Genomic DNA, 22,644 nt, shown 5'->3' with positions numbered 1-22,644 from the left:
GGAGCCTGAGAGGATGCGGCTCGTGCCGACCCCACCCGTGCCGCAGCACTGCCCGACGCCGGTGGAGCTCGACGACCTCGAGCTGCTGACCAGCGGCGCGCTGGGCGACGACGCGGCGTTCAACCGGCCCGGGAGCCCGGTCACGCTCACGCTGCCCGAGCCGGTCGCGGCCCAGGCCCGCTCGGTGGGCGCGGTCGAGCTGGTCGACCCGGAGGGGCTCCCGCTGGCGCGCGTGTCGTGGCCCGCCGGCGTGGTCGACCCGCTGACCCACCCGCAGTTCGGCCCGTTCCGCGAGCTCGCCCTCACCCCCGCGGCGTACCGCGCCCAGCACACCGGCCGCACAGTCGTCCCGCTGGCCGACCCGATCACGACCGCGCAGCTCGAGGAGCTCGCCGGACTCGGCCCGGTCACGCTGCTCGCCTTCACCGGCACGGGCACCCCGTGGCTGTCCCCGGTGGGACTGGTCCGCGCGACCCGGGCCGCCGCCGCCCTGCTGCCCGACGCCGTCGTGGTCACCGTCCCGGTGCCGACACACGGCGACCCCGAGGCCGACCACGCGCTCGGGGTGCAGGTGGTCGAGGCGTACGCCGCGGGCGACCCCGTCCACGGCCTGCGCGAGGACGACACGGACTACCCGCCCGAGGTCGCCGCAGTGGTCGACCACGACCGTCCGCCGGCCGACCGCCAGGGGCTGGTGCTGTTCTTCACCGGGCTCTCGGGCAGCGGCAAGTCCACCCTGGCCCGCGCGCTGGTCGACCTGCTGCTCGAGCAGGGCGAGCGGACGGTGACCAGCCTCGACGGCGACGTCGTGCGCCGCAACCTGTCGGCCGGGCTGACCTTCTCCCGCGAGGACCGCGAGACCAACATCCGCCGGATCGGCTGGGTGGCCGCCGAGATCTCGCGACACGGCGGCGTCGCAGTGGTGAGCCCGATCGCGCCGTTCGACGAGACCCGCAAGCAGGTGCGGGCCATGGTGGCCGACGCCGGCGGCGCGTTCTTCCTCGTCCACGTCGCCACGCCGCTGGAGGAGTGCGAGCGCCGCGACCGCAAGGGGCTCTACGCCCGCGCCCGCGCCGGCGAGATCCCGGAGTTCACCGGCATCTCGTCCCCTTACGAGGAGCCCGCCGACGCCGACGTCCGCGTCGACACGACCGGGCGCACCATCGAGGACGCGCTGGGCGACGTGCTGGCGGGGCTGCGCGAGGCCGGGTACCTCACGCTGTGAAGGTGCTGTTCGTCTGCACGGCCAACATCTGCCGCTCGCCCTCCGCGGAGGCCATGGCCCGGGCGGCGGGCCCGGCGGACGTGGAGTTCGGCAGCGCGGGCACCCACGCGCGCGACGGCGAGCCGATCAACCCCGACATGGTCGCGGTCCTGCCGGCCGACCTGGACACCTCGGCGTTCCGCAGCCGCCGGCTGACGACGGCGCTCCTCGAGGAGGCCGACCTGGTGGTCACGATGGAGGCGGCGCACCGCACGTTCGTCCTCGACGACCACCCCGCGATGTTCCGGAAGGTGTTCACGCTGGGCCAGCTCGCCAGGGCGCTCGAGCAGGCGCCCGAGGGCCTCGACCGCGACGGCCTGCTGGCCCATCTGGGCAGCACGCGCCGGAACGCCGATCCCGCACTCGACGTGCCGGACCCCTATCGTCGTGGGGAGGAGGCCGCCGCAGGGTGCGTGGCGCACCTCGACGAGCTGCTGCACACCGTGCTGCCCGCTCTGGCCCGCTGACGCGCCCGCAGACCAGACGAGGACGACCGGAAGCGCATGGACCTGTTCACGACCACGGCCCTGTCCATCCTGGCCGCCGGGTTCTTCGTCGGGGTCGTCGTCGGCCTCACCGGCATGGGCGGCGGCGCGCTGATGACGCCGGCCCTGATCTTCCTGGGCGTCGGCGAGGCGGCGACCGTGGTGACCGCCGACCTCACCGCAGCCGCGGTCTACAAGACCGGTGGCGCCGTCGTGCACGCGCGGGAGGGCTCCCCCAACTTCTCGCTGGCCAAGTGGCTGATCATCGGGTCGGTGCCGATGGCCCTGCTCGGGCCGCACCTCGTGGCCAGCCTCACCAGCGACGAGGACCAGCTCGACTACGTGCTCAAGATGGCGATCGGCTTCGCGTTGCTGCTGGCCGCGTCGACGTACGCCCTGCGCCTCTACATCAACCTGCGCCGCGTGCGCGGCGGCGCACCCGACGCGGACCCCGACCCCCGCATCCGGCCGGTGCCGACCCTGCTCGTCGGCGCCCTCGGCGGGCTGCTCGTCGGCATCACCAGCGTCGGCTCCGGCTCGGTGATCATGGTCGCGCTGCTGATGCTCTACCCCGGGCTGAGCGCGGTGAAGCTGGTCGGCACCGACCTCGTGCAGGCCGTCCCGCTCGTGCTCGCGGCGGCGATCTCCAACATCGCGCTGCACGGCATCGACTGGGAGCTGCTGATCCCGCTGGTGGTCGGCTCCGTGCCGGGCACCCTGCTCGGCAGCTCGATCGCGCCACGGGTGCCGCAGTCGATCATCCGGCGCGGCATCGTGGTGGTCCTGACGATGTCGGGCGTCGCGCTGCTCGACAAGGCCGGGTGGTCACCCCTCGGCAAGGACGAGACGCACCCGATCCTGATCGGCCTGATCGGCCTCGGCATGATCGTGCTGGTGCCGCTGGTGTGGGGCCTGCTGCGCCGGGGCCAGGGCCTCCCGATGTTCGGCGCGCCGACCGTCGCCGAGCTCGAGGGCGAGAAGCGCGGCCGTCAGACCGACAGGGTCGACCGGAAGTAGTCGATCGTCCGGGTCAGCCCCTCGACGAGCTCGACCGTCGGCTCCCAGTCGAGCTCCTGCCGGGCCAGGGCGATGTCGGGCTGGCGCTGCTTGGGGTCGTCGAACGGCAGGTCCTTGAAGATCAGCTCGCTGCGGGATCCGGTGAGCTCGAGCACCGTGTGGGCGAGCTCGAGCATCGTGAACTCGTGCGGGTTGCCCACGTTGACCGGCCCGGTGAACGACGGCGGGGTGTCCATCAGCCGCACCATCGCGTCGATGAGGTCGTCGACGTAGCAGAACGAGCGGGTCTGCTGTCCGTCGCCGTAGATCGTGATCGGCTCGCCGCGCAGCGCCTGCACGATGAAGTTGCTGACCACCCGGCCGTCGTTCGGGTGCATGCGCGGGCCGTAGGTGTTGAAGATCCGCATCACCTTGATGCCGAGGTCGTGCTGGCGGTGGTAGTCGAAGAACAGCGTCTCCGCGCAGCGCTTGCCCTCGTCGTAGCAGCTGCGGACGCCGATCGGGTTGACGTGGCCCCAGTAGTCCTCGGTCTGCGGGTGGATCTCCGGGTCGCCGTACACCTCGCTCGTGGAGGCCTGCAGGATCCGCGCCTTCACCCGCTTGGCGAGGCCGAGCATGTTGATCGCCCCGTGCACGCTGGTCTTGGTCGTCTGCACCGGATCGTGCTGGTAGTGGATCGGGCTCGCCGGGCAGGCCAGGTTGTAGATCTGGTCGACCTCGACGTACAGCGGGAAAGTCACGTCGTGCCGCATCAGCTCGAACATCGGGTCGCCCATCAGGTGGGCGACGTTGCGCTTGGTGCCGGTGAAGTAGTTGTCGACGCACAGCACGTCGTGGCCCTCGGCCAGCAGCCGCTCGCACAGGTGGGAGCCGAGGAAGCCGGCTCCGCCGGTGACGAGGACCTTGCTCACGGACCGCTAACGCACCGCAGCCCCCGCAGGTCACGGTCCGGGCGGGCGGACGCGCTCAGTCGCGGCCGTAGATGTCGCGCGTGTAGACCTTGTCTGCGACGTCCTCGAGCGCCGGCGTGCGCCGGTTGGCGACGATCAGGTCGGCCCGCCGCTTGAACTCCTCGAGGTCGTCGACGACCTCGGAGTTGAAGTACGTCGGCCCGGGGAGCGACGGCTCGTGGATGATCACCTCGACGCCCTTGGCCTTGAGGCGCTTCATCACGCCCTGCACCGACGACATCCGCAGGTTGTCGGAGCCGGACTTCATGATCATCCGGTGGATGCCGACGGTGGTCGGGCGTCGGCGCAGGATGTCCGCGGCGATGAAGTCCTTGCGGGTGGTGTTGGCGTCGACGATGGCGCTGATGAGGTTCTGCGGGACGTCCTTGTAGTTGGCCTGCAGCTGCTTGGTGTCCTTGGGCAGGCAGTAGCCGCCGTAGCCGAAGCTCGGGTTGTTGTAGTGCGTGCCGATCCGCGGGTCGAGCCCGACGCCCTCGATGACCTGCGCGGTGTCGAGGCCGCGCAGCGCGGCGTAGGTGTCGAGCTCGTTGAAGTAGGCCACCCGCAGCGCCAGGTAGGTGTTGGCGAACAGCTTGATCGCCTCGGCCTCGGTGGGGTCGGTGACGAGCACCGGCACGTCGGGGTCGAGCGAGCCCTCCAGCAGCAGCTCGGCGACCTGCTTGCCGCGCTCGGAGCGGTCGCCCACGACGATGCGCGAGGGGTGCAGGTTGTCGTGGAGGGCGCGGCCCTCGCGGAGGAACTCCGGGCTGAACACGATCGGCAGACCGGGCGTGGCCTCGAGCATCCGCTCGGTGAAGCCGACGGGCACGGTGGACTTGACCAGCAGGGTCGCGTCCGGCGCTGCCGCGTGCGCCTCGGCCAGGACCCGCTCCACCGAGCCGGTGTCGAAGTAGTCCGTGCGCGGGTCGTAGTCGGTCGGGGTCGCGATCACGACCAGGTCGACGCCGTCGTACGCCGTGGCGGGGTCGGTGGTCGCCACCAGGGACAGCTCCCCGTGCGCGAGCTGCTCCTCGAGCTCGGGGTCCTCGATCGGCGACTCGCCCCGGGAGAGCAGCTCGATCCGGGCCGCGTCGATGTCGAGCACGCGGACGTCGTGACGCCGGGCGAGCAGCACGGCGTTGGACAGGCCGACGTACCCCGCTCCGACCACGGCGATCCTCATGGCCGGGAGTCTAGGAGCCCGGGGAGAGCCCCGTGCATTCTCGTGTTTCTTGCCAGAGATTGGTCACGAATTAGCCCCTCTCCGGGGCTCCCGATACCCTGATGGCTGCCCTTCCTCGCGCGTCCGCCCACCGCGACGCGCACCACCCGTGCAGAAGAGGTCTCCCGCACTTCATGTCCGTCACGCATGCCGACTACCGGCTGAGCCAGCTCGACCAGCTCGAGGCGGAGTCGATCCACATCTTCCGCGAGGTCGCCGCGGAGTTCGAGAAGCCGGTCCTGATGTTCTCGGGCGGCAAGGACTCCATCGTCATGATGCGGTTGGCGGAGAAGGCGTTCTATCCCGCCAAGATCCCCTTCCCCGTCCTCCAGGTCGACACCGGGCTCGACTTCCCCGAGGTGCTCGCCACCCGCGACAACTGGGTCAGCCGGCTGGGCGTCCGCCTCATCGTCGCCAGCGTCGAGGAGGCCATCGCCAACGGCGTGGTCGTCGACGACGGCAAGACCAGCCGCAACCGGCTCCAGATCGGCACGCTGCTCAACGCCCTCGAGGAGGGCGGCTTCACCGCGGCGTTCGGCGGCGGTCGCCGCGACGAGGAGAAGGCCCGCGCCAAGGAGCGCGTCTACTCCCACCGCGACGAGTTCGGCCAGTGGGACCCGAAGAACCAGCGCCCCGAGCTGTGGAGCCTCTACAACGGTCGCCTGCACGAGGGCGAGCACATGCGGATCTTCCCGATCAGCAACTGGACCGAGCTCGACATCTGGGACTACATCGGCCGCGAGGAGATCGAGATCCCCTCGATCTACTACTCCCACCGGCGCCGCGTCTTCCAGCGCGACGGCATGTGGCTCTCGGAGTCCGACCTCAACCCGCTGCGCGAGGGCGAGGAGGTCGTCGAGAAGACGGTCCGCTTCCGCACCGTGGGCGACCTGAGCCTCACCGGCTGCGTCGAGTCCGAGGCCGACACCATCGAGAAGATCATCGCGGAGATCGCGGTGGCCACCGTCACCGAGCGCGGCGCCACCCGTGGCGACGACCGCTTCTCGGAGGCGGCCATGGAGGACCGGAAGAAGGAGGGCTACTTCTGATGTCCACCGACGACACCGCTGCCGTGCCCGAGCTGATCGGGCGTGAGGCAGACCTGCTCCGCTTCGCCACCGCCGGCTCGGTCGACGACGGCAAGTCGACCCTGATCGGCCGGCTGCTGCTCGACTCCAAGTCGATCTTCGCCGACCAGCTCGAGGCCGTCGAGGCGACCTCGGCGTCGAAGGGCTACGACTACACCGACCTGGCGCTGCTCACCGACGGCCTGCGCTCCGAGCGCGAGCAGGGCATCACCATCGACGTGGCGTACCGCTACTTCGCGACCCCCCACCGCAAGTACATCATCGCGGACACCCCGGGCCACGTTCAGTACACGCGCAACATGGTCACCGGCGCCTCCACTGCCGACCTCGGCCTGGTGCTCGTCGACGCCCGGCAGGGGCTCACCGAGCAGTCGCGCCGCCACGCGGTGATCCTGTCGCTGCTGCGGGTGCCGCACCTCGTGCTCGCGGTCAACAAGATGGACCTGGTCGACTACGACCAGGAGACCTTCAACAGGATCCACTCCGAGTTCACGCAGTTCGCGACGAAGCTCAACATCCCCGACCTCGAGGTCATCCCGATCTCGGCGCTCAAGGGCGACAACGTCGTCGAGCGGTCGGAGCACATGTCCTGGTACAGCGGCCCTACGCTCATGCACCACCTCGAGCACGTGCACGTCGCCTCCGACCGCGACCTGGTCGACGTCCGCTTCCCGGTCCAGTACGTCGTGCGGCCCAAGTCCGACGAGCACCACGACTACCGCGGGTACGCCGGCCAGGTGGCCGGCGGCGTGCTCAAGCCCGGCGACGAGGTCGTCGTACTCCCCAGCGGCATGACGTCCCGCATCGCGGGCATCGACCTCTTCGACAAGGAGGTCTCCGAGGCCTTCCCGCCGATGTCGGTCACCGTCCGGCTCGAGGACGACGTCGACGTCTCCCGCGGCGACATGATCGCCCGGCCGAGCAACGCCCCGCAGCCCAGCCAGGACATCGACGCGATGGTCTGCTGGATGACCCCGCAGCCGCTGCGCCCGCGCCAGAAGCTGGCGATCAAGCACACCACCCGCACCGCCCGGGCGCTGGTCAAGGACATCCAGTACCGCCTCGACGTCAACACGCTGCACCGCGACCAGGAGACCAAGGAGCTCGGCCTCAACGAGATCGGCCGGATCCAGCTGCGCACCACGCAGCCGCTCCTGTGCGACCCCTACAGCAAGAACCGCTGGACCGGATCGTTCATCCTCATCGACGAGGCCACCGGCGTGACCGTCGGCGCCGGGATGATCAACAGCGGCAGCTGAGGCCCTGTTCACGCCGAGGCTGGGACGCACCGAGCTCGGCCGAGCAGGTGCCCGCCCTGCGGTGGTTTCGAGACAGGCGCTAGCGCGCCTTCCTCAACCAGCGGTGCGTGCCGTCGGTGGTTGAGGAGGTCGCGCAGGTGCCCTCGTCGTCCGGTGGTTGACGAGGTCGCGCAGGTGCCCTCGTCGTCCGGTGGTTGAGGAGGTCGCGCAGCGACCGTCTCGAAACCTCGTACGCCGGGGCTGGGACGCAACCGACCTCGGTCCGGCGGGTGCCACCGCCGCGGGGGTCTCGACAAGCTCGACCAGCGGTGGGCGGGCTGGGTGCCCTCCCTGCGGAGGTTTCGAGACAGGCGCTAGCGCGCCTTCCTCAACCAGCGGTGCGCGCCGGTGGTCGTGGAGGTCGTGAGCCACCGCCCGTCAGGTGCGGCGTGACGTGCGTCGGCGTCGCCCGTTGAGACCTAGACCAGCCAGTACCCCGGGCGGAGGCGACTCGTTGACCGGTCATGGACCTGCAGACCCCCGGCAGGCACGCGAGAGCGGTTCCCGTGCCTGAGCCCGGTGGCGCGCACGCCGGGCTCTCGGAGCTCGAGCCGACCACGCGGGTCCGGGTCCGGCGGTCACGGCAGCGTGGCCCGTGGCGCCGGTTCAAGCGGTTCGTACGCCACCACAAGGCGCTGTCGGTCATCGTCGTGGTCGCGCTCGTGCTGCTCGCGATCATCGTCGGCTGGCTGCTCTGGCTCGACCACAAGCTCGACGACATCGAGCGCTTCCCGTTCGAGCCCGGCGGCACCCGGCCGGCGGCCGTCGGCAGCGCCCAGAACATCCTGCTGATCGGCGTCGACGACCCCGACGGCGAGGGTGGGCTGTTCGACGACCTCGCGACCGGCTCCTGGACGCCCGGCAAGTTCCGCAGCGACGCCGTGATGGTGCTGCACGTCTCGGGCGACCGGCGTTCGGCCCAGCTCGTCTCGATCCCCCGCGACTCCTTCGTCGACGTCCCCGACCGCGGTCGCACCAAGATCAACGCGGCGTTCTCCGACGGCGGCCCTGCCGAGCTGGCCGAGGTGGTCGAGAGCCTGGGCCACCTCCGCATCGACCACGCCGTCGTCATCGACTTCGAGCACCTCGCCGGCATGACCTCGGCCATGGGCGGGGTCGACGTCTACCAGCCCGAGGACGTCACCGACCCGCGCAACGGCTACACGTGGCAGAAGGGCCCGCTGCACCTCGAGGGCGACCAGGCGGTCTGGTACGTGCGCCAGCGCTACGGCATGCCGCGAGGCGACTTCGACCGGATCCAGCGCCAGCAGAACGTGCTCCGCGCGATGCTCGACAAGGTCGCCTCCGCCGGCACGCTGGCCAACCCGTTCCGCATCACGCGGCTCGTGACCGAGCTGGCGTCATTCGTCGCGGTCGACGACGGCTTCACGTCGTCGGAGATGCGCTCGCTCGCGGTCTCCTCGCGCAACATCAGGCCGGCCAACATGCGGTTCGTGACGGTGCCGGTGACCGGGACGCCCACCATCGACGGCGCCAGCGTGGTCACCCTCGACCTCGACCAGACGGCCGAGCTCTTCGACGCGCTCGCCGCCGACCGCTTCGAGGACTGGTATCAGGACCACTCGGAGGCGGTCGACGAGCTGCCGCCCGTGGGCCAGGTCCGCTGAGCCTCCTTCCCGCCGCGCCACCGCTCGTCTAGGTTGGCTTGCCGTGGCGCGCCTCAGAAGCACTCGGTCCCTCCTCGTCGCAGGCGCGCTGGTCGCCGCCGGTCTGGTCGCCCCGGCGTACGCCGGCGACGGCGTCGATGCCATCGACGGTCCGCTCACGTCGGGCGACTCGCTCTTCCCCAACCAGGGCAACGGCGGCTACGACGTGAGCCACTACGACCTCGACTTCGACTGGACCCCCAGCCCGACCGGCGGCACCATCGACGCCACCACGACGATCGAGGCGACCACGACGGGCGAGCCGCTGTCGTCCTTCGGTCTCGACCTCGAGGGGCTCACGGTCGGCTCGGTGACGGTCGACGGCATCTCCGTGCCGCCCGCGGGCATCGAGCGCATCAACCAGGCTGACGGCCCCTTCCCGGGCCAGCGCAAGCTCAGGGTCACCCCCACCGTCCCGGTCGAGGGCGACTTCACCGTGGTCGTGCACTACTCGGGCGATCCCACCGAGCGTGGCGGGGAGACCGCGGGTTCGGACGAAGGCTGGATCACGACGTCCGACGGGGCGACGTTCATGAACCAGCCGATCGGCTCGATGACCGGCTTCCCCAACAACAACACCCCCAGCGACAAGGCGACCTACACGATCAGCGTGACTGTCCCCGACACCTACGAGGTGGCCTCCAACGGCGAGCTCAGCGCGATCCCTCCGACCGGCGGCCCACGCACCTGGGTCTGGAACCAGACGCGGCCGATGGCGAGCGAGCTCGTCCTGATCTCGATCGGGCAGTACGACGTGAAGGAGGACACCGTCACCCTGTCCGGCGGTCGCGAGATCCCGGAGTGGTCGTTCGTCGACTCGGCGATGACCCAGCCTCAGAAGGCGACGTTCGAGTCGCAGCGTCAGCGGCTCTCAGCGGTGCTCACGGGGCTGGAGGCCTTCCTCGGGCCCTACCCGGGCCAGAGCACCGGCATCGTCCTCGACCCGACCGGGGTCGGCTACGCGCTGGAGACCCAGGACCGGCCGACGTGGTCGACGCCCAACTTCATCTCGAGCTCCTTCGTCCACGAGCTCGCCCACCAGTGGTACGGCGACGCCGTGGCACCGCAGGACTGGAACGGCATCTGGGTCAACGAGGGAATGGCCACCTGGGCGCCGGTGCGCTACGGAACCGGCAACGGGAACGGCAACACCGAGAGCGAGTTCTTCGGCGAGTGGAGCAGCACGTCGTCGGGCAACAACCTCTGGAAGACACCGCCCTCCGGCATGACCGACCCCGACCAGCTCTTCGGCTGGCAGTCCTACGACCGTGGCGCGATGACCTACGAGGCGCTGCGCGCGGCGATCGGCGACCCGGCGTTCTTCCAGCTGATCAAGCAGTGGCAGACCGACTTCGGCGGACAGTCGAAGAGGTGGACCGACCTGATCGACCTCGCCGAGGAGCTGTCCGGCAAGGACCTCACCGCGTTCTTCAAGGACTGGATCTACGACGCGGACAAGCCGGCGTGGCCGGGCAAGCTCAACCTCGCGCTCGCCGCCGCGCCCGGCGCCGGTCCGGTCGAGGCCGGGTCGAGCGTCAGCTACACGCTCACCGCGAAGAACACCGGCCGGGTGCCGCTGACCGGCGCCGTGGTCGAGGTCGACCTGAGCCACGTGCTCGACCACGCGACCATCGGCGCGCTGCCCGCCGGCGTGTCGCTCACGGGCACGACGCTGACGTGGACGGTGCCGACCACCGCGCTCGCCGGGGTGGCCACGACGTCGTTCCCCGTCACCGTGCTGCCCACCGCGGCCGGCACGGCGCTCGCCGCCACCGCGTCCGTCAAGACCCTCGGTGGCACCTGCGTCGCCTGCGCGGTCACGCACACGGTCGTCCCGTCCACCGCGCCTTCGGCGATCGGCGCGGCGTGCCAGGTGCGGATCACGGGCAAGGCCCGCGTGGGTCGCACCCTCCGCGCGGCGACCACCGGCTGCCCGCCCGGCGCCGCGTTCACCTACCGGTGGTTCGCCGGGAGCAAGGCGCTCAAGGGCGCGCACGGCGCGGCGTACAAGGTCAAGCGGTCCACGAAGGGCAAGCGGATCAGGGTCCGCGTGACCGTGAGCGCGCCCGGGTACGTGCCCGCGGAGCGGGTCAGCCCCCGCACGCGCAAGGTGCGGTAGGCACCGCCCAAGTGGGCCATTTTCCGCCCGGTTGTCGGACAAAATCGACGCAGGCCTATCGGAACGCGTCGTCGGCTCACTAGGTTCGCGGCGTTCGGCGCCTGAGGGAGGGGCCGCGTCTCGGATGACTCGAGGGAGACGCACGTGGCTCGTCGCACCGTCGGCACCGTCATTTCCAGCGCGGTCGTGAGCGCGCTGGCGCTCTCGGTGGGGGCGGTGGTGGCCCCACCGGCGTACGCCGCGGACGCGGTGGCCGGCGCCCTGACCGTCGGCGACTCGCTGTTCCCCAACCAGGGCAACGGCGGCTACGACGTGAGCCACTACGACATCAGCCTCAAGGCCGACTTCACGCCCTCGGCGACCGCGAACGCCGTCGGCACCTCCACCGTCAGCGCGACGACGACGATCGCGGCGAGCACCACGGGGGCTCCGCTGTCGTCGTTCTCCCTCGACTTCCAGGGGTCGACCGGCAACCTGGCCGACTCCAGGTACGACGTCGACACGGTCACCGTCGACGGGCTGCCGGCGACCTTCAGCCGCGTCGAGACGAGCAGCACCACCAGCGCGCTGGTCGACAACCACAAGCTGATCGTCACGCCGGCCGCGCCGGTCGACGGTCCGTTCACCACCGTCGTGACCACCCACGGCTCGCCCGTCATCCACTTCGACACCGACGGGTCGGCCGAGGGCTGGAACAACACCACCGACGGCGCGACGTTCCTCAACCAGCCCGTCGGCTCGATGACGCTGTTCCCCAACAACAACACGCCGCGCGACAAGGCGACCTACACCTGGACCGTCGACGCGCCGACCATGCTGCGCACCTCCAACTTCGCCAGCATGGGCGGCAAGCCGTACGCCGCGGGCGTGGCCAGCAACGGCGAGCTGATCTCCCGCACCCCGAACGGTGACGGCACCCGCACCACCTGGGTGTGGGACGAGACCAAGCCGATGGCCAGCGAGCTGTCGATGGTCTCGATCGGCCGCTACGACATCTACGAGTCCGACATCCACCTCGAGCTCTCCGACCGGACCATCCACGAGTGGACGTTCATCGACCCGGCCATCTCGGTGGCCAACCAGAACACCACCCAGGTCTCACGCAGCCAGTTCAAGTCTCTGCTCGACTTCTACGAGTCGAAGTACGGCCCCTACCCGGGCAACAGCACCGGCGTCGTGACCGACGTGGTGCCGAGCACCATCAACTACGCGCTGGAGACCCAGGACCGCCCGTTCTTCCCCAACAGCGCCGGCGGGTCCTTCTACCACGAGATCATGCACCAGTGGTGGGGCGACAACGTCGCGCCGTGGGACTGGAACGACATCACCCTCAACGAGGGCCCGGCGACCTACGCGCCGTTCCAGTTCGGCTACGAGAGCGCCGGCACCTCCGCGACGACCACCGAGCAGGCGGTCTACAACACCTGGAACTCCACCAGCGCCGGCTCCACCACCTTCACCGTCGCTCCCGCCGCGATGACCAACGGCAACCAGCTGTTCGGCAGCCAGGTCTACGCCCGCGGCGCGATGACGCTCGAGGCGCTGCGCACCGCCATCGGGGCGGCCGACTTCGAGACGCTGATGCGCCAGTACCAGCTGACCTACGGCGGCGGCCAGATCACCGGCCGGCGCACCGCGGCCTTCCAGGCGATGGCGGAGAGCATCTCGGACCGCGACCTCACCGCGTTCTTCCAGGCGTGGTGGTTCACCAGCGGCAAGCCCGCGTGGCAGGTGAAGTTCAACCTCAACCTCGCCGGACCGACCGGCGTGCTCGGCGCCGGCAGCGCGGCCGACTACACGCTGTCGGTCAAGAACACCGGCAAGGTCGTCATGCCCTCCCCCGGCACCACGATCACCCTCGATGCGAGCGACGTCCTCGACGACGTCACGCTCGGCACCCTGCCCAGCGGCGTCAGCCAGACCGGCACCACGCTGACCTGGATCGTGCCGAGCACGGCGCTCGCCGCCACGTCCAGCGTCACGATCCCGGCCACCGTCAACGCGGTCGAGGGCAACGGCGTCCTCAAGGCCACCGCCCGAGCCGCCACGCTCGGCGGCACCTGCCTCGACTGCACCGCGACCAACGTCCTGGGACGCAGCCAGATCTCGCCCGCGGTCACCGGCATCACCGGCGGCCCGCCGGTCGTGGGGGCCCCGCTGGCGGCAGACACCAGTGGCTGGGCCGCCGGGCCGGCCTTCACCTACCAGTGGTTCGTCGACGGCAACCCCGTCACCGGCGCCACCGGCCCGACGTACACGCCTACCCCCGGCACCGTCGGCCTGCCGGTCACCGTGCAGGTCACCGGGAAGCAGGCCGGGCTCAACACCACCTCGGCGACCAGCCCACCCACGGCGAACGTCGTCCGGGCCACGCAGTCGACCGGCACGCTGCCGAGCATCTCCGGCACCCCCAAGGTCGGCGGCAGCCGCCTCGTGGTCGACCGCGGGACCTGGGAGCCCGGCACGGTCTTCACCTACCAGTGGCGAGCCAACGGGACCAACATCTCCGGCGCGAGCGGCCCGTCGTACATCCCGTCCGTGGCCAGCCAGGCCGGGCAGACCCTGGACGTGGTGGTCACCGGCACGAAGGCCGGCTACACCACGCTGACGAAGACCAGCGCGCCGACCGGCCCCGTCGCCGCCTCCGACCCGCTGGAGTCCACGCCGACACCGGCGTTCACCGCCACGCCGAAGGTCGGCGTCGTCCTCACCCCGAGCTACGGCGCCTGGGACGACGGCACGACGCTCACCTTCCAGTGGGCGGCCAACGGCACCAACATCGCGGGCGGCACCGGGACCGCGGCGACGTTCACCCCGACCGCGGCCCAGCTCGGCCAGACGCTCACCGTCACCGTCACCGGCACCAAGCCCGGCGTGCCGGCGGTCGTCCGGCCCAGCACCGCGAGCCTGCCCGTCGTCGAGGGCACGCAGACGCTGCAGCCGACCCCCTCGATCACGGGCACCCCGAGGGCCGGCACCTCGAGCCCGGGCGTCCAGGGCACCTGGGACAGCGGCACGACCCGGACCAACAAGTGGTACGTCGACGGGGTCGAGATCCCGGGCGCCACGGCCACGTCGTACACGCCGACCGTGGACCAGATCGGCCAGGTGCTGACCTTCGAGGTCACCAGCACCCGCGCGGGCTTCACCACCGTCGTCAAGACCAGCGCGGGCAAGACGATCCTCGGCCTGGCCCAGACCCTCACCCCGACGCCCACCATCACCGGCACACCCGCGGTGGGCTCGGAGCTCACGGCCGTGCCCGGCACGTGGGACGACGACGTGTCGCTGTCCTACCAGTGGACCGTCGACGGTAGTGACGTCCCGACGGCGACCGCGTCGACGTACACGCCGGTCTTCGCGGACCTGGGGAAGCTGGTCACCGTCAAGGTGACGGGCACCAAGAGCACCTACGAGCCCGTCACCAAGGAGTCGGCCGCGACCGACCCGGTGGCCGCCGGGACGCTCACCGTCGTCGGCGACCCCGACATCGCAGGCGCGGCGGCCAAGGTCGGCGTGACGCTGACCGCAGTGCCGGGCACGTGGGACTCGGGCGTGACGTTCAGCTACCAGTGGACCGGCGACGGCACCGACCTCAATGGCGCCACCGGCTCGACCTACACGCCTGTCGTCGCCGACATCGGGACGTCGATCGGGCTGAAGGTCACCGGCCACAAGGAGGGCTACACCGACGTCACCAGGACCTCGATGCACTCGACGTCGCCGGTCCAGCCGGGCGACCAGACCGGGACGCCGACGCCGACGATCACCGGCACGCCGAAGGTGGGCGCGCTGCTGACGGCGGTGCCGGGCACGTGGGACGACGGGGCCGTGCTGACCTACCAGTGGACGGTGGACGGCACCGACGTCAGCGGCGCCACCGGCACGACGTACACCCCCGTGGTGGCCGACGTGGGTGACGTCGTGACGGTCAAGGTGACCGGGACCAAGACAGGCTTCGAGCCCGTCACGAAGGAGTCGCTCCCGACCTTGGCCGTGGTCGTCGGCGACCAGTCCGCCACGCCGACGCCGACGGTGGCGGGGTCGGCCATCGTCGGCCAGCTGCTGACCGCGACCGCCGGCACGTGGGACGCGGGGGTGACCCTGACCTACCAGTGGACCTCCGGCGGCACCGACGTCGTGGGCGCGACGGGGACGACGTACACCCCGGTCGCCGGCGACGTCGGCAAGGTGGTGACGGTCAAGGTGACGGGCACCAAGACCGGCTACGCGACCGTGATCAAGGAGTCGCTCCCGACGACGGCCGTGGACCTGGGTGACCTCGCGCTCACACCGGTGCCGACGGTCAGCGGCACCCCGGAGTACGGCCAGACGCTGACGGCCGCGGCCGGCACCTGGGACGCCGGGACCTCGCTGGCCTACCAGTGGCTCGTCGACGGCACGCCGGCGGCGGGTGCGACCGGCAGCAGCTACGAGCTCCGCGTCGCCGACGTCGGCAAGACCGTGGCGGTCGCCGTCACGGGCAGCAAGTCCGGCTACCACCAGGTCACGCGCACCAGCGCCGCGACGCCGGCGGTGGCCGCGGCGAAGCTCGCGGACGGCCAGTGCACGGTGACCATCGGCGGCAAGGCCAGGGTCGGCAAGAAGCTCACGGCGCGCGTCGCCGGCTGCCCGGCCGGCGCCACGGTCCGCTACGCGTGGTACGCCGGGTCGAAGCTGATCACGGGCGCCACCGGTGCGACGTACAAGCTCAAGAAGAAGTACGCCGGCAAGCGGATCAAGGTGATGGTGTCGGTGACCCTGGCCGGCTACGAGGTCGCCCTGCGGGTCAGCCCCCCGACCAAGAAGGTGCGCCGCTGACCCATCCGCCGCACCGAGCCCGGTCGCGTCCCAGCCCCGGCGTACGAGGTTTCGAGACGGTCGCTGCGCGACCTCCTCAACCAACGTTCGACGACGGTCGCTGCGCGACCTCCTCAACCACCGACGACGACGGTCGCGCACCGCTGGTTGAGGAAGGCGCGCTAGCGCCTGTCTCGAAACCTCCGCAGCGATGGCGCCCGAGCGACCGAGCGCGGTTGCGCCCCAGCCCCGGCGTACGAGGTTTCGAGACGGTCGCTGCGCGACCTCCTCAACCACCCACGACGACCGTCGCTGCGCGACTCCTCGACCACCGTACGAAGGCGGTCGCTGGGCGACCTGCTCAAGCAGCGGCAGGGAGGCCGAGGAGGGCGCGGGCCTCGGTGCCGCTCATGGGGGTGCGCTGGGCGAGGCGGCCGGCCTCGACGGCGCGTTCGACGAGCTGGCGGTTGGACTCGACCGGGACGCCCTTGCTGATCGTGAGCACGTCCTCCATGCCGACGCGCAGGTGGCCGCCCTGGGCGAGCGAGGCGAGCATGACGCTCAGGGTCGTGCGGCCGATGCCGGTGGCCGACCACGACGTGACGGCGTCGGGGAGGGCCGCGACGCCCGCGACGAGAGCCGCGGCCGTGCCCGGCATGCCGCCCGGCACGCCCATCACGAAGTCGACGTGCACCTTGCCGCCGTACGGCAGCCCGTAGCGGTCGAGGAGGCGGCGCAGGGCGGCGACGTGGCCGAGGTCGAACAGCTCGAACTCCGGCACCACCTGGCGCTCCTGGCTGAGCTGGTAGAGCTCGGTGATGAACGGCCACGGGTTCGAGAACACGTCGTCACCGAAGTTGGTCGTGCCCATCGTCAGGCTGCACGAGTCGGGCGCCGCGTCGAGCACCTTCAGCCGCAGGTCGAGCGGGTCGTGCACGGAGCCGCCGGTCGAGAGCTGGACCACGAGCCCGGTGCTCTCGTGGAGCGCGCTGACGGTGTCGGTGAGCCGCCCGAGGTCGAGCGTGGGTCGGTGGTCGGCGTCGCGGATGTGGACGTGGATCATCGCGGCTCCCGCGGCCTCGCACTCCTTGGCCGTCGCGACCAGCTCGTCGAGCGTGGTCGGGAGCTGAGGACAGTCCTCCTTGGCGGTCTCGGCGCCGGTGGGCGCGACCGTGATCAGCAGCGGGTCAGCCATGGAGGGCATGGTGCCAGATGGGCATCTCGCCTGATCACACGTGCCTTTCGGCCCAGCCGGTCGTTGTCCCTCTGACCAACATCCCCATGTCGGAAGAGACCCACCCCCGTGGACTTCAAGCAGATCATCCAGGTGCTGCGCCGCCGCTGGATGACGATCGCCGTCCTGTTCGTCATCGCGGTCGGCGCCAGCGCGGCGTACACGTTCACGGCGACGAAGCAGTACCAGTCGAGCGCCACGATCTTCATCTCGGCCAACATGCGCGACGCGTCGGACAACTACGCCGCGACCTACGCCATCTCGACCCGGATGGAGACGTACGCCGACCTGGCGACCAGCGGCGACCTGCTCGACGCGGTGCGGTCCGAGCTCGGTCTGGACCTGAGCGTCGGGTCGCTGGCCGACAAGATCGACTCCGAGGTGGTGCCGGCCACGTCGCAGATCAGGCTCACCGTCACCGACCGCAACCCGGCCGTGGCGCAGACGATCAACGCGACGCTCTCGCAGAAGCTCGCGGACTACCTCGGCGAAGTCGAGACGCCGACGGGCACGACCAGCTCCCAGATCATCGCGCGCGTCACCGACCCGGCCGACCACCAGTCAGACCCCGTCACCCCGCGCACCGTGCTCAACCTCGTGGTCGCGGGCCTGCTCGGGCTCGTGCTCGGCATCGGTCTCGCGGTCGCGCGCGACGTCCTCGACCGCTCGGTGAGCAGCCTGGAGCACGTCGAGGAGGTCAGCAACGCACCCGTGCTCGCGAGCATCGGCTTCGACAGCGCGATGAAGAAGAGCCCGCTGCTCACCGACCTCGGCGCGTTCGCGCCGCGCACCGAGGCGTTCCGGCTGCTGCGCACCAACCTGCAGTTCCTCGACCTCGAGCAGCAGCCGCGCAGCCTCGTGATCACCAGCGCGGTGCCGGGCGAGGGCAAGACCGTGACCTCGGCCAACCTCGCCGTGGCCCTGGCCCAGGCGGGGCGCAAGGTGCTGCTCGTCGACGGCGACCTGCGCCGGCCGCGGGTGGCCAGCCTCCTCGACCTCGACGGCGCGGTCGGGCTCACGAGCGTGCTGGTCGGCACCACCGAGCTCGAGGACGCGATCCAGGTGCACGCCGAGAGCGGGCTCAACTTCCTGGCCAGCGGGCCCAAGCCGCCGAACCCGACCGAGATCCTGCAGTCGAGGGTCACCCACGACCTGCTCAAGCGGCTCCGCGACGACTTCGACATGGTCATCGTGGACGCCCCGCCGCTGCTCCCCGTCGCCGATGCCGCCGTCATCGCGACCGCCACCGACGGCGCGATCGTCGTGGCCCGGCACGGCAAGACGACGCGCGACCAGCTGCGCGAGGCGGTCTCCCGCCTCGAGAACGTCGGTGCCCGCGTGTTCGGCGTCGTGATCAACATGATCCCGCGGCGTGCGGCGAACTCGTACTACTACTACTACTACGAGGACGCCACACCCGGCGGGGCGCGCAAGAAGTGACCGTCGTCGGGCGCGGCACCCTCGGCGCAGCGGCGGTCCTCCTGCTGGGCGCGCTCGTGGCGCTGTCGACCACGGGCCTGGTCGGGGCGCTGGCCGCGCTCACCTGCGCCGTGGTCGTGACCCTGCTGGTGGTGCTGGGGCCGGAGCGGCTCGGCACCGGCTTCGTGCTGCTCGCGCTGTTCACCGCGCCGCAGAACTCCGTCCGCCCGATCCCGACCGCCGACTTCGTCACCTTCTCCGACCTCTTCCTGGCCCTCGGCGCTGGGCTGCTGCTGCCGACCCTGCTCCGGCGGCGGAGCCGGTACCCGATGGGCTGGCTGGTCGGCTCCGTGGGCGTGATCGTGCTCGTTCTCATTGCGTCGATGCTGAGCGAGACCCCCGGTATCGACCTCTTCTACGGCATCCGCCTGCCCGCCGCGACCGTGGCGCTGCCGCTCTTCTTCCTGATGTGGGCGCCCAGCAGGCGCCTGATCGACGTGCTGGCCTGGTGCTACGTCGCCGGGCACGTCACCAGCACTGCGTACGCCGTGGTGACCGGGCAGGACCCCGCCACGGGGCGCTACGACGGGCTCACCACCCACTACAACTTCTTCGGGATCGCCGGGACGGTCACCGCCGGCCTGCTGATCCACCTCTACCACCGCACCCCGCGCCGGTGGCGGTGGGTCGTGTGGGGAGCGGGCCTCGCGACGGTCGGCTCGGTCAGCATGTCGGGGAGCCGCGCAGCCGTGCTGGTGCTGGCGATGCTGGTCGTGCTCTACCCGCTGCTGGAGCGGTCGCTGCTCTCCGGCTACCTGGTCGTGGCCGGGGGCCTGGGCCTCGTCTTCGTCGGCAACGCGCTGCTCGGCAGCACGAGCGAGGGCTCGGCGTTCAGCCGCATCCGTGGCGACTCGACCACCAGCTTCTCCGACAACGAGCGCACCGTGGCGATCAAGACGGGGTGGAGCAGGTTCCTCGAGCACCCGATCCTGGGCGGTGGCTTCGACGCGCACGCCTACGACGCCCACAACGTCTACCTCGAGATCGCCATCGGCATCGGCGTCGTCGGCCTGGCGTTCCACCTGCTGGTGTTCTCGACCGGCGTGCTCCCGCTGTTCGGCACCGGGCCGCTGCGGCGGCTGGGCTACGCGCCGCTCGGGTACGCCGCGATGTGCATGCTCACCAACAGCATCTGGGACCGGTTCGTCTGGATGGGCATCGCGCTCGCCGTCGTGGCCGCGGTCGACCGTCCTGACGACCCACCGGGAGAACAGGACGACATGACCACCACACCCACAGCGGTCCCGGCAGGGGCGTCAGCATGAGCCGCTCGCCCGCCCTGGCCGCCCGCCGGGTGCGCCAGACCCTCGGCTTCGCCAACGGTCCGCGGGTGCTCGCCGACCTCGGCTCGGCGCTGACCCCGTGGCGTCGCGAGGAGCTGACCTTCCGCACCCGCGACGGACTGAGGATCACGTGCCCCAACCACGCGGGCGCGCGGGTGCCGGTCTACGAGGTGTTCGCCGAGGACGCCTACCGGCTGGACGACCTCGCGGCCGGTCTGCCCGACCGGCCGGTCGTGCTCGACATCGGGGCGCAGATCGGCTGCTTCTCCCTCGCGGTCGCGACGCGTCTCGACGGCGCGACGGTGCACGCCTACGAGGCGTCCCCCTCGACCGCGCGCTGGCTGACGCGCAACGTTGCCTACAACGGCCTGGCCGACCGGGTCAGGGCGCAGGCCGTCGCGGTGTCCGACCACGACGGGACCCTCGACCTCGCCGACAACGTCCACGCGAGCGCGCTCAACGGGCTGACCAGCACCACGGGCTCGCTCGTGACGGTCCCGTGCCGGACCTTCGCCGGGGTTGTGGCGGACGCCGGCGGCCGGGTCGACCTGGTCAAGCTCGACACCGAGGGCGCGGAGTACGCCATCGTGCTCGGCAGCGAGCCCGGAAACTGGGCGGGCGTGCAGACGCTGGTCATGGAGTACCACGACGTGCCCGGCCACTCCTGGTCCGAGCTGTCGGCCTTCCTCGCCGCCGCCGGCCTGCGCGAGGTCGCCCACGAGCCCGCCGGTCCGCGCCAGGGCACGGTCTGGCTGCGGCGTACGGGGTAGGGCCCCGCGGGGCAGTTTCACCGGGTACCCGGTGAAACTGCCGCTGACCGCAAGGAACTCCATCCGGTCAGCGGCAGTTTCGTGGGGGCAGCTCGTCGGTCAGGCGGCGCAGCGCAGGACGCTGCGGATGCGCTGGCCGGTCGCCTCCTGCCGGAACAGCTCGGGCCAGATCACGCGGATGCACCGATAACCCGTCAGCTCGCGGAGCAGGTCCTCGCGCCGCTTCTCCCGAATGACTGTCTGCTCGATCGTCTCGCCCGGGCGGCGGTAGCGCAGATACTTCATCAGCCCGTCGAACTCGCCGAACACGCCGTAGTCCGGCCACGCCCAGTCGGTGCGGCCGGCGAGCCGCCCGTCGGGGTGGAAGATCTCGAACTGCTGCTCGGGACGGGGAAGGCGCTGGTTGCGACAGAGGAGGAAGCCCAGGGTCTCGCCGACCGACTCGGACTTGCCGGTGGCGAGAGAGATGACGAGCCGGAGGATGAGGGCGCCGGGCCAGGCCTTCACCTGCTCGTAGAGCTGCTCGAGCTCCGCCGTGGTGGTCAGACCACGGTGGATGAAGTCGTCGGCGACGACCACGCCTACCTCGAGGCCGTGGAGGATCGCGACGTCCAGCACGGTGCGTGCCGGTGCTGTCAGCCAGTGATCGTCCATCCTCGTGATGTCGAACGCGCCGCAACGCCCCTCGTGATGGATGACCTTCGCGCCACGGCGACCGCCGCCGTCGAGCAGGTGGGTGACATGGACGCTGGACAGGTCCAGACCGTAGTCGGGACCGTCGTGCTGCAGGACCGCGCTGCTGTGCGACAAGGCGATGGCGTCGTCGTACTGCGCCACGACGGCCTCGCACAACAGCAGGTGGCGATCGCGATCGTCGAGATTGCGCCACACGTCGGTCTTAACGTAGGCGCCCTGCCGGATGCGCACGATCTGCCCGGACAGGACCAGGCGACGCAGGTACTTGTCGTCGTACCCGTACGCGATGGCGTCCTTGCGCAGGAGCAGACCGGACGGTGTCATGAGCTCAACAACCATGCCGACGAGCGTTCCGCCCGGTGCGGTCAGTCTCCGTGCGACGACGAGCCGGCTGTGGACGACCGGGCTGGTCGCGAAGCTGTGGACGATTCGCGGACCGTGACGGCGGCCGCCCGCGAACTGGTGTCAAGAAACTGGCGCTGACCTGATGGAGTTCCAGCCGGTCAGCGGCAGTTTCACCGGGTACCCGGTGAAACTGCCCACCGCGAGGCCCCGCCGCCCAGCCTGCGATGCTGGCGACGTGAGAGCGGTCGTCCAGCGCGTGCTCAGCGCGGCGGTGACGGTCGACGGCGAGGTGGTCGGGTCGATCATCGGGCCGGGGCTGCTGGCCTACGTCGGCATCACCCACGGCGACGGGCCGGCCGAGGTCGCGTGGCTGGCCCGCAAGCTGTGGGAGCTGCGGCTGATGCGGGAGGAGCGGTCGGCGTCCGAGCTCGGCGCTCCGATCCTCGTGGTCAGCCAGTTCACGCTCTACGGCGACGCGCGCAAGGGCCGGCGCCCCACCTGGCAGGCGGCCGCGCCCGGCCCGGTCTCCGAGCCGGTCTACGACGAGCTCTGCGCCGAGCTCGAGCGGCTCGGCGCGCACGTCGAGCGCGGGGTGTTCGGCGCCGACATGCGCGTGGAGTCCGTCAACGACGGCCCGGTCACGCTGCTGCTCGAGAGCGGCTGAGTCTCACCAGGGCACGCCGAACGCCGGCTCGGTCCCTTCCGCCAGCTCCTCGGGTGTCACCCGCGCGATCTCGACCGGCCCGCCCCCCGCAGGACGCCGGCAGACGTAGATCTCGCCCGCGGCCGACGCGACCGCGCGCTGCGCCTCGGCGCCGCTCAGCAGCGACCCGTCGTCGGAGAACCAGTAGGTCCGTCCCATCGGTGGGTTGAACCGCTTCGCGACCTCCGCCGCCTGTGCGTGACTCAGCAACGCATGACCCCCCA

17 protein-coding genes are annotated in these 22,644 nt (G+C 71.0%); 12 read left to right on the top strand and 5 right to left on the bottom strand.

Going from position 1 to position 22,644, the window contains the following annotated elements; all coding sequences use genetic code 11:
• Window positions 1–22 precede the first annotated feature (22 nt).
• The 3 genes from cysC to G514_RS24230 are packed head-to-tail and all read left to right on the top strand — an operon-like array spanning window position 23 to window position 2,766.
• On the top strand, window positions 23–1,225 hold the full coding sequence (gene cysC / locus G514_RS0101270) for an adenylyl-sulfate kinase (RefSeq protein ID WP_028650278.1): 1,203 nt from the start codon (window positions 23–25) through the stop codon (window positions 1,223–1,225).
• Window positions 1,222–1,731, top strand: coding sequence for an arsenate reductase/protein-tyrosine-phosphatase family protein (locus G514_RS31040; RefSeq protein ID WP_028650277.1), 510 nt, complete (start codon window positions 1,222–1,224; stop codon window positions 1,729–1,731). Before cysC ends, G514_RS31040 begins: the two co-directional genes overlap by 4 nt.
• Before the next feature lie 36 nt (window positions 1,732–1,767).
• A complete protein-coding gene (locus G514_RS24230) occupies window positions 1,768–2,766 on the top strand; it encodes a sulfite exporter TauE/SafE family protein (protein ID WP_051246431.1) in 999 nt (332 codons plus the stop codon).
• On the opposite strand, the gene G514_RS0101255 is transcribed toward G514_RS24230, so the two are convergent.
• Window positions 2,739–3,677, bottom strand: a complete 939-nt coding sequence (locus G514_RS0101255; RefSeq protein WP_028650276.1) for a UDP-glucuronic acid decarboxylase family protein — start codon at window positions 3,675–3,677, stop codon at window positions 2,739–2,741. The genes G514_RS24230 and G514_RS0101255 overlap by 28 nt on opposite strands.
• A gap of 55 nt (window positions 3,678–3,732) precedes the next feature.
• Window positions 3,733–4,899, bottom strand: coding sequence for a nucleotide sugar dehydrogenase (locus G514_RS0101250; protein ID WP_028650275.1), 1,167 nt, complete (start codon window positions 4,897–4,899; stop codon window positions 3,733–3,735).
• 173 nt (window positions 4,900–5,072) lie between these two features.
• On the opposite strand from G514_RS0101250, the gene cysD reads away from it, so the two are divergent.
• The 5 genes from cysD (at window position 5,073) to G514_RS28845 (ending at window position 15,931) form a co-directional block, all read left to right on the top strand.
• Window positions 5,073–5,987 (top strand): sulfate adenylyltransferase subunit CysD, encoded by a 915-nt coding sequence (gene cysD, locus G514_RS0101245; RefSeq protein WP_028650274.1) that lies wholly within the window; start codon window positions 5,073–5,075, stop codon window positions 5,985–5,987.
• Window positions 5,987–7,285 carry a sulfate adenylyltransferase subunit CysN gene (cysN, locus tag G514_RS0101240; RefSeq protein ID WP_051246428.1) on the top strand — a complete coding sequence of 433 codons (1,299 nt, stop codon included), beginning with the start codon at window positions 5,987–5,989 and terminating at the stop codon, window positions 7,283–7,285. The genes cysD and cysN overlap by 1 nt, the downstream gene beginning before the upstream one ends.
• 545 nt (window positions 7,286–7,830) lie before the next feature.
• Window positions 7,831–8,952 carry an LCP family protein gene (locus tag G514_RS24225; protein WP_169576264.1) on the top strand — a complete coding sequence of 374 codons (1,122 nt, stop codon included), beginning with the start codon at window positions 7,831–7,833 and terminating at the stop codon, window positions 8,950–8,952.
• Window positions 8,953–8,995: 43 nt separating this feature from the next.
• Window positions 8,996–11,110 carry a M1 family metallopeptidase gene (locus G514_RS24220; protein WP_051246422.1) on the top strand — a complete coding sequence of 705 codons (2,115 nt, stop codon included), beginning with the start codon at window positions 8,996–8,998 and terminating at the stop codon, window positions 11,108–11,110.
• Window positions 11,111–11,254: 144 nt separating this feature from the next.
• Window positions 11,255–15,931 (top strand): M1 family aminopeptidase, encoded by a 4,677-nt coding sequence (locus G514_RS28845; RefSeq protein ID WP_051246420.1) that lies wholly within the window; start codon window positions 11,255–11,257, stop codon window positions 15,929–15,931.
• 340 nt (window positions 15,932–16,271) lie between these two features.
• Here the strand turns inward: G514_RS28845 and G514_RS0101215 are convergent, their stop codons facing one another.
• Window positions 16,272–17,105 carry a beta-keto acid cleavage family enzyme gene (locus G514_RS0101215; RefSeq protein WP_028650272.1) on the bottom strand — a complete coding sequence of 278 codons (834 nt, stop codon included), beginning with the start codon at window positions 17,103–17,105 and terminating at the stop codon, window positions 16,272–16,274.
• A gap of 108 nt (window positions 17,106–17,213) precedes the next feature.
• Here G514_RS0101215 and G514_RS24200 point away from each other — a divergent pair, with 108 nt between their 5' ends.
• Genes G514_RS24200 through G514_RS0101200 form a run of 3 tightly spaced genes read left to right on the top strand, consistent with a single transcriptional unit; the run spans window position 17,214 to window position 20,676 of the window.
• Window positions 17,214–18,584, top strand: a complete 1,371-nt coding sequence (locus G514_RS24200; protein WP_051246417.1) for a tyrosine-protein kinase domain-containing protein — start codon at window positions 17,214–17,216, stop codon at window positions 18,582–18,584.
• A complete protein-coding gene (locus tag G514_RS0101205; RefSeq protein ID WP_028650271.1) occupies window positions 18,581–19,888 on the top strand; it encodes an O-antigen ligase family protein in 1,308 nt (435 codons plus the stop codon). The genes G514_RS24200 and G514_RS0101205 overlap by 4 nt, the downstream gene beginning before the upstream one ends.
• Window positions 19,885–20,676, top strand: coding sequence for an FkbM family methyltransferase (locus G514_RS0101200; RefSeq protein ID WP_028650270.1), 792 nt, complete (start codon window positions 19,885–19,887; stop codon window positions 20,674–20,676). Before G514_RS0101205 ends, G514_RS0101200 begins: the two co-directional genes overlap by 4 nt.
• Window positions 20,677–20,775: 99 nt before the next feature.
• Here G514_RS0101200 and G514_RS28840 read toward each other — a convergent pair whose 3' ends face one another.
• Complete coding sequence (locus G514_RS28840; protein WP_028650269.1) at window positions 20,776–21,696, bottom strand: type IV toxin-antitoxin system AbiEi family antitoxin domain-containing protein; 921 nt, start codon at window positions 21,694–21,696, stop codon at window positions 20,776–20,778.
• A gap of 256 nt (window positions 21,697–21,952) precedes the next feature.
• On the opposite strand from G514_RS28840, the gene dtd reads away from it, so the two are divergent.
• The gene (gene dtd / locus G514_RS0101190) at window positions 21,953–22,381 is read left to right on the top strand and encodes a D-aminoacyl-tRNA deacylase (protein ID WP_028650268.1); all 429 of its coding nucleotides are present in this window, start codon (window positions 21,953–21,955) and stop codon (window positions 22,379–22,381) included.
• A gap of 3 nt (window positions 22,382–22,384) precedes the next feature.
• Here dtd and G514_RS0101185 read toward each other — a convergent pair whose 3' ends face one another.
• Entirely contained in the window at window positions 22,385–22,579 is a 195-nt protein-coding gene (locus G514_RS0101185) for a hypothetical protein (RefSeq protein ID WP_157544542.1), read from the bottom strand.
• Window positions 22,580–22,644 lie beyond the last annotated feature (65 nt).

The organism is Nocardioides halotolerans DSM 19273, assembly GCF_000422805.1.
GTDB classification, from domain to species: Bacteria; Actinomycetota; Actinomycetes; order Propionibacteriales; family Nocardioidaceae; genus Nocardioides; species Nocardioides halotolerans.
The sequence above is the reverse complement of the archived record's forward strand: the minus strand, read 5'-3'. Positions and strand labels throughout refer to the sequence as shown.

Coding starts and splice junctions, on each gene's coding strand:
- G514_RS24230 (WP_051246431.1), top strand. CDS start 1,768: ATGGACCTGTTCACGACCACGGCCCTGTCCATCCTGGCCGCCGGGTTC.
- G514_RS0101250 (WP_028650275.1), bottom strand. CDS start 4,899: ATGAGGATCGCCGTGGTCGGAGCGGGGTACGTCGGCCTGTCCAACGCC.
- cysD (WP_028650274.1), top strand. CDS start 5,073: ATGTCCGTCACGCATGCCGACTACCGGCTGAGCCAGCTCGACCAGCTC.
- cysN (WP_051246428.1), top strand. CDS start 5,987: ATGTCCACCGACGACACCGCTGCCGTGCCCGAGCTGATCGGGCGTGAG.
- G514_RS0101215 (WP_028650272.1), bottom strand. CDS start 17,105: ATGGCTGACCCGCTGCTGATCACGGTCGCGCCCACCGGCGCCGAGACC.
- G514_RS0101200 (WP_028650270.1), top strand. CDS start 19,885: ATGAGCCGCTCGCCCGCCCTGGCCGCCCGCCGGGTGCGCCAGACCCTC.
- G514_RS28840 (WP_028650269.1), bottom strand. CDS start 21,696: ATGACACCGTCCGGTCTGCTCCTGCGCAAGGACGCCATCGCGTACGGG.
- G514_RS0101185 (WP_157544542.1), bottom strand. CDS start 22,579: ATGGGACGGACCTACTGGTTCTCCGACGACGGGTCGCTGCTGAGCGGC.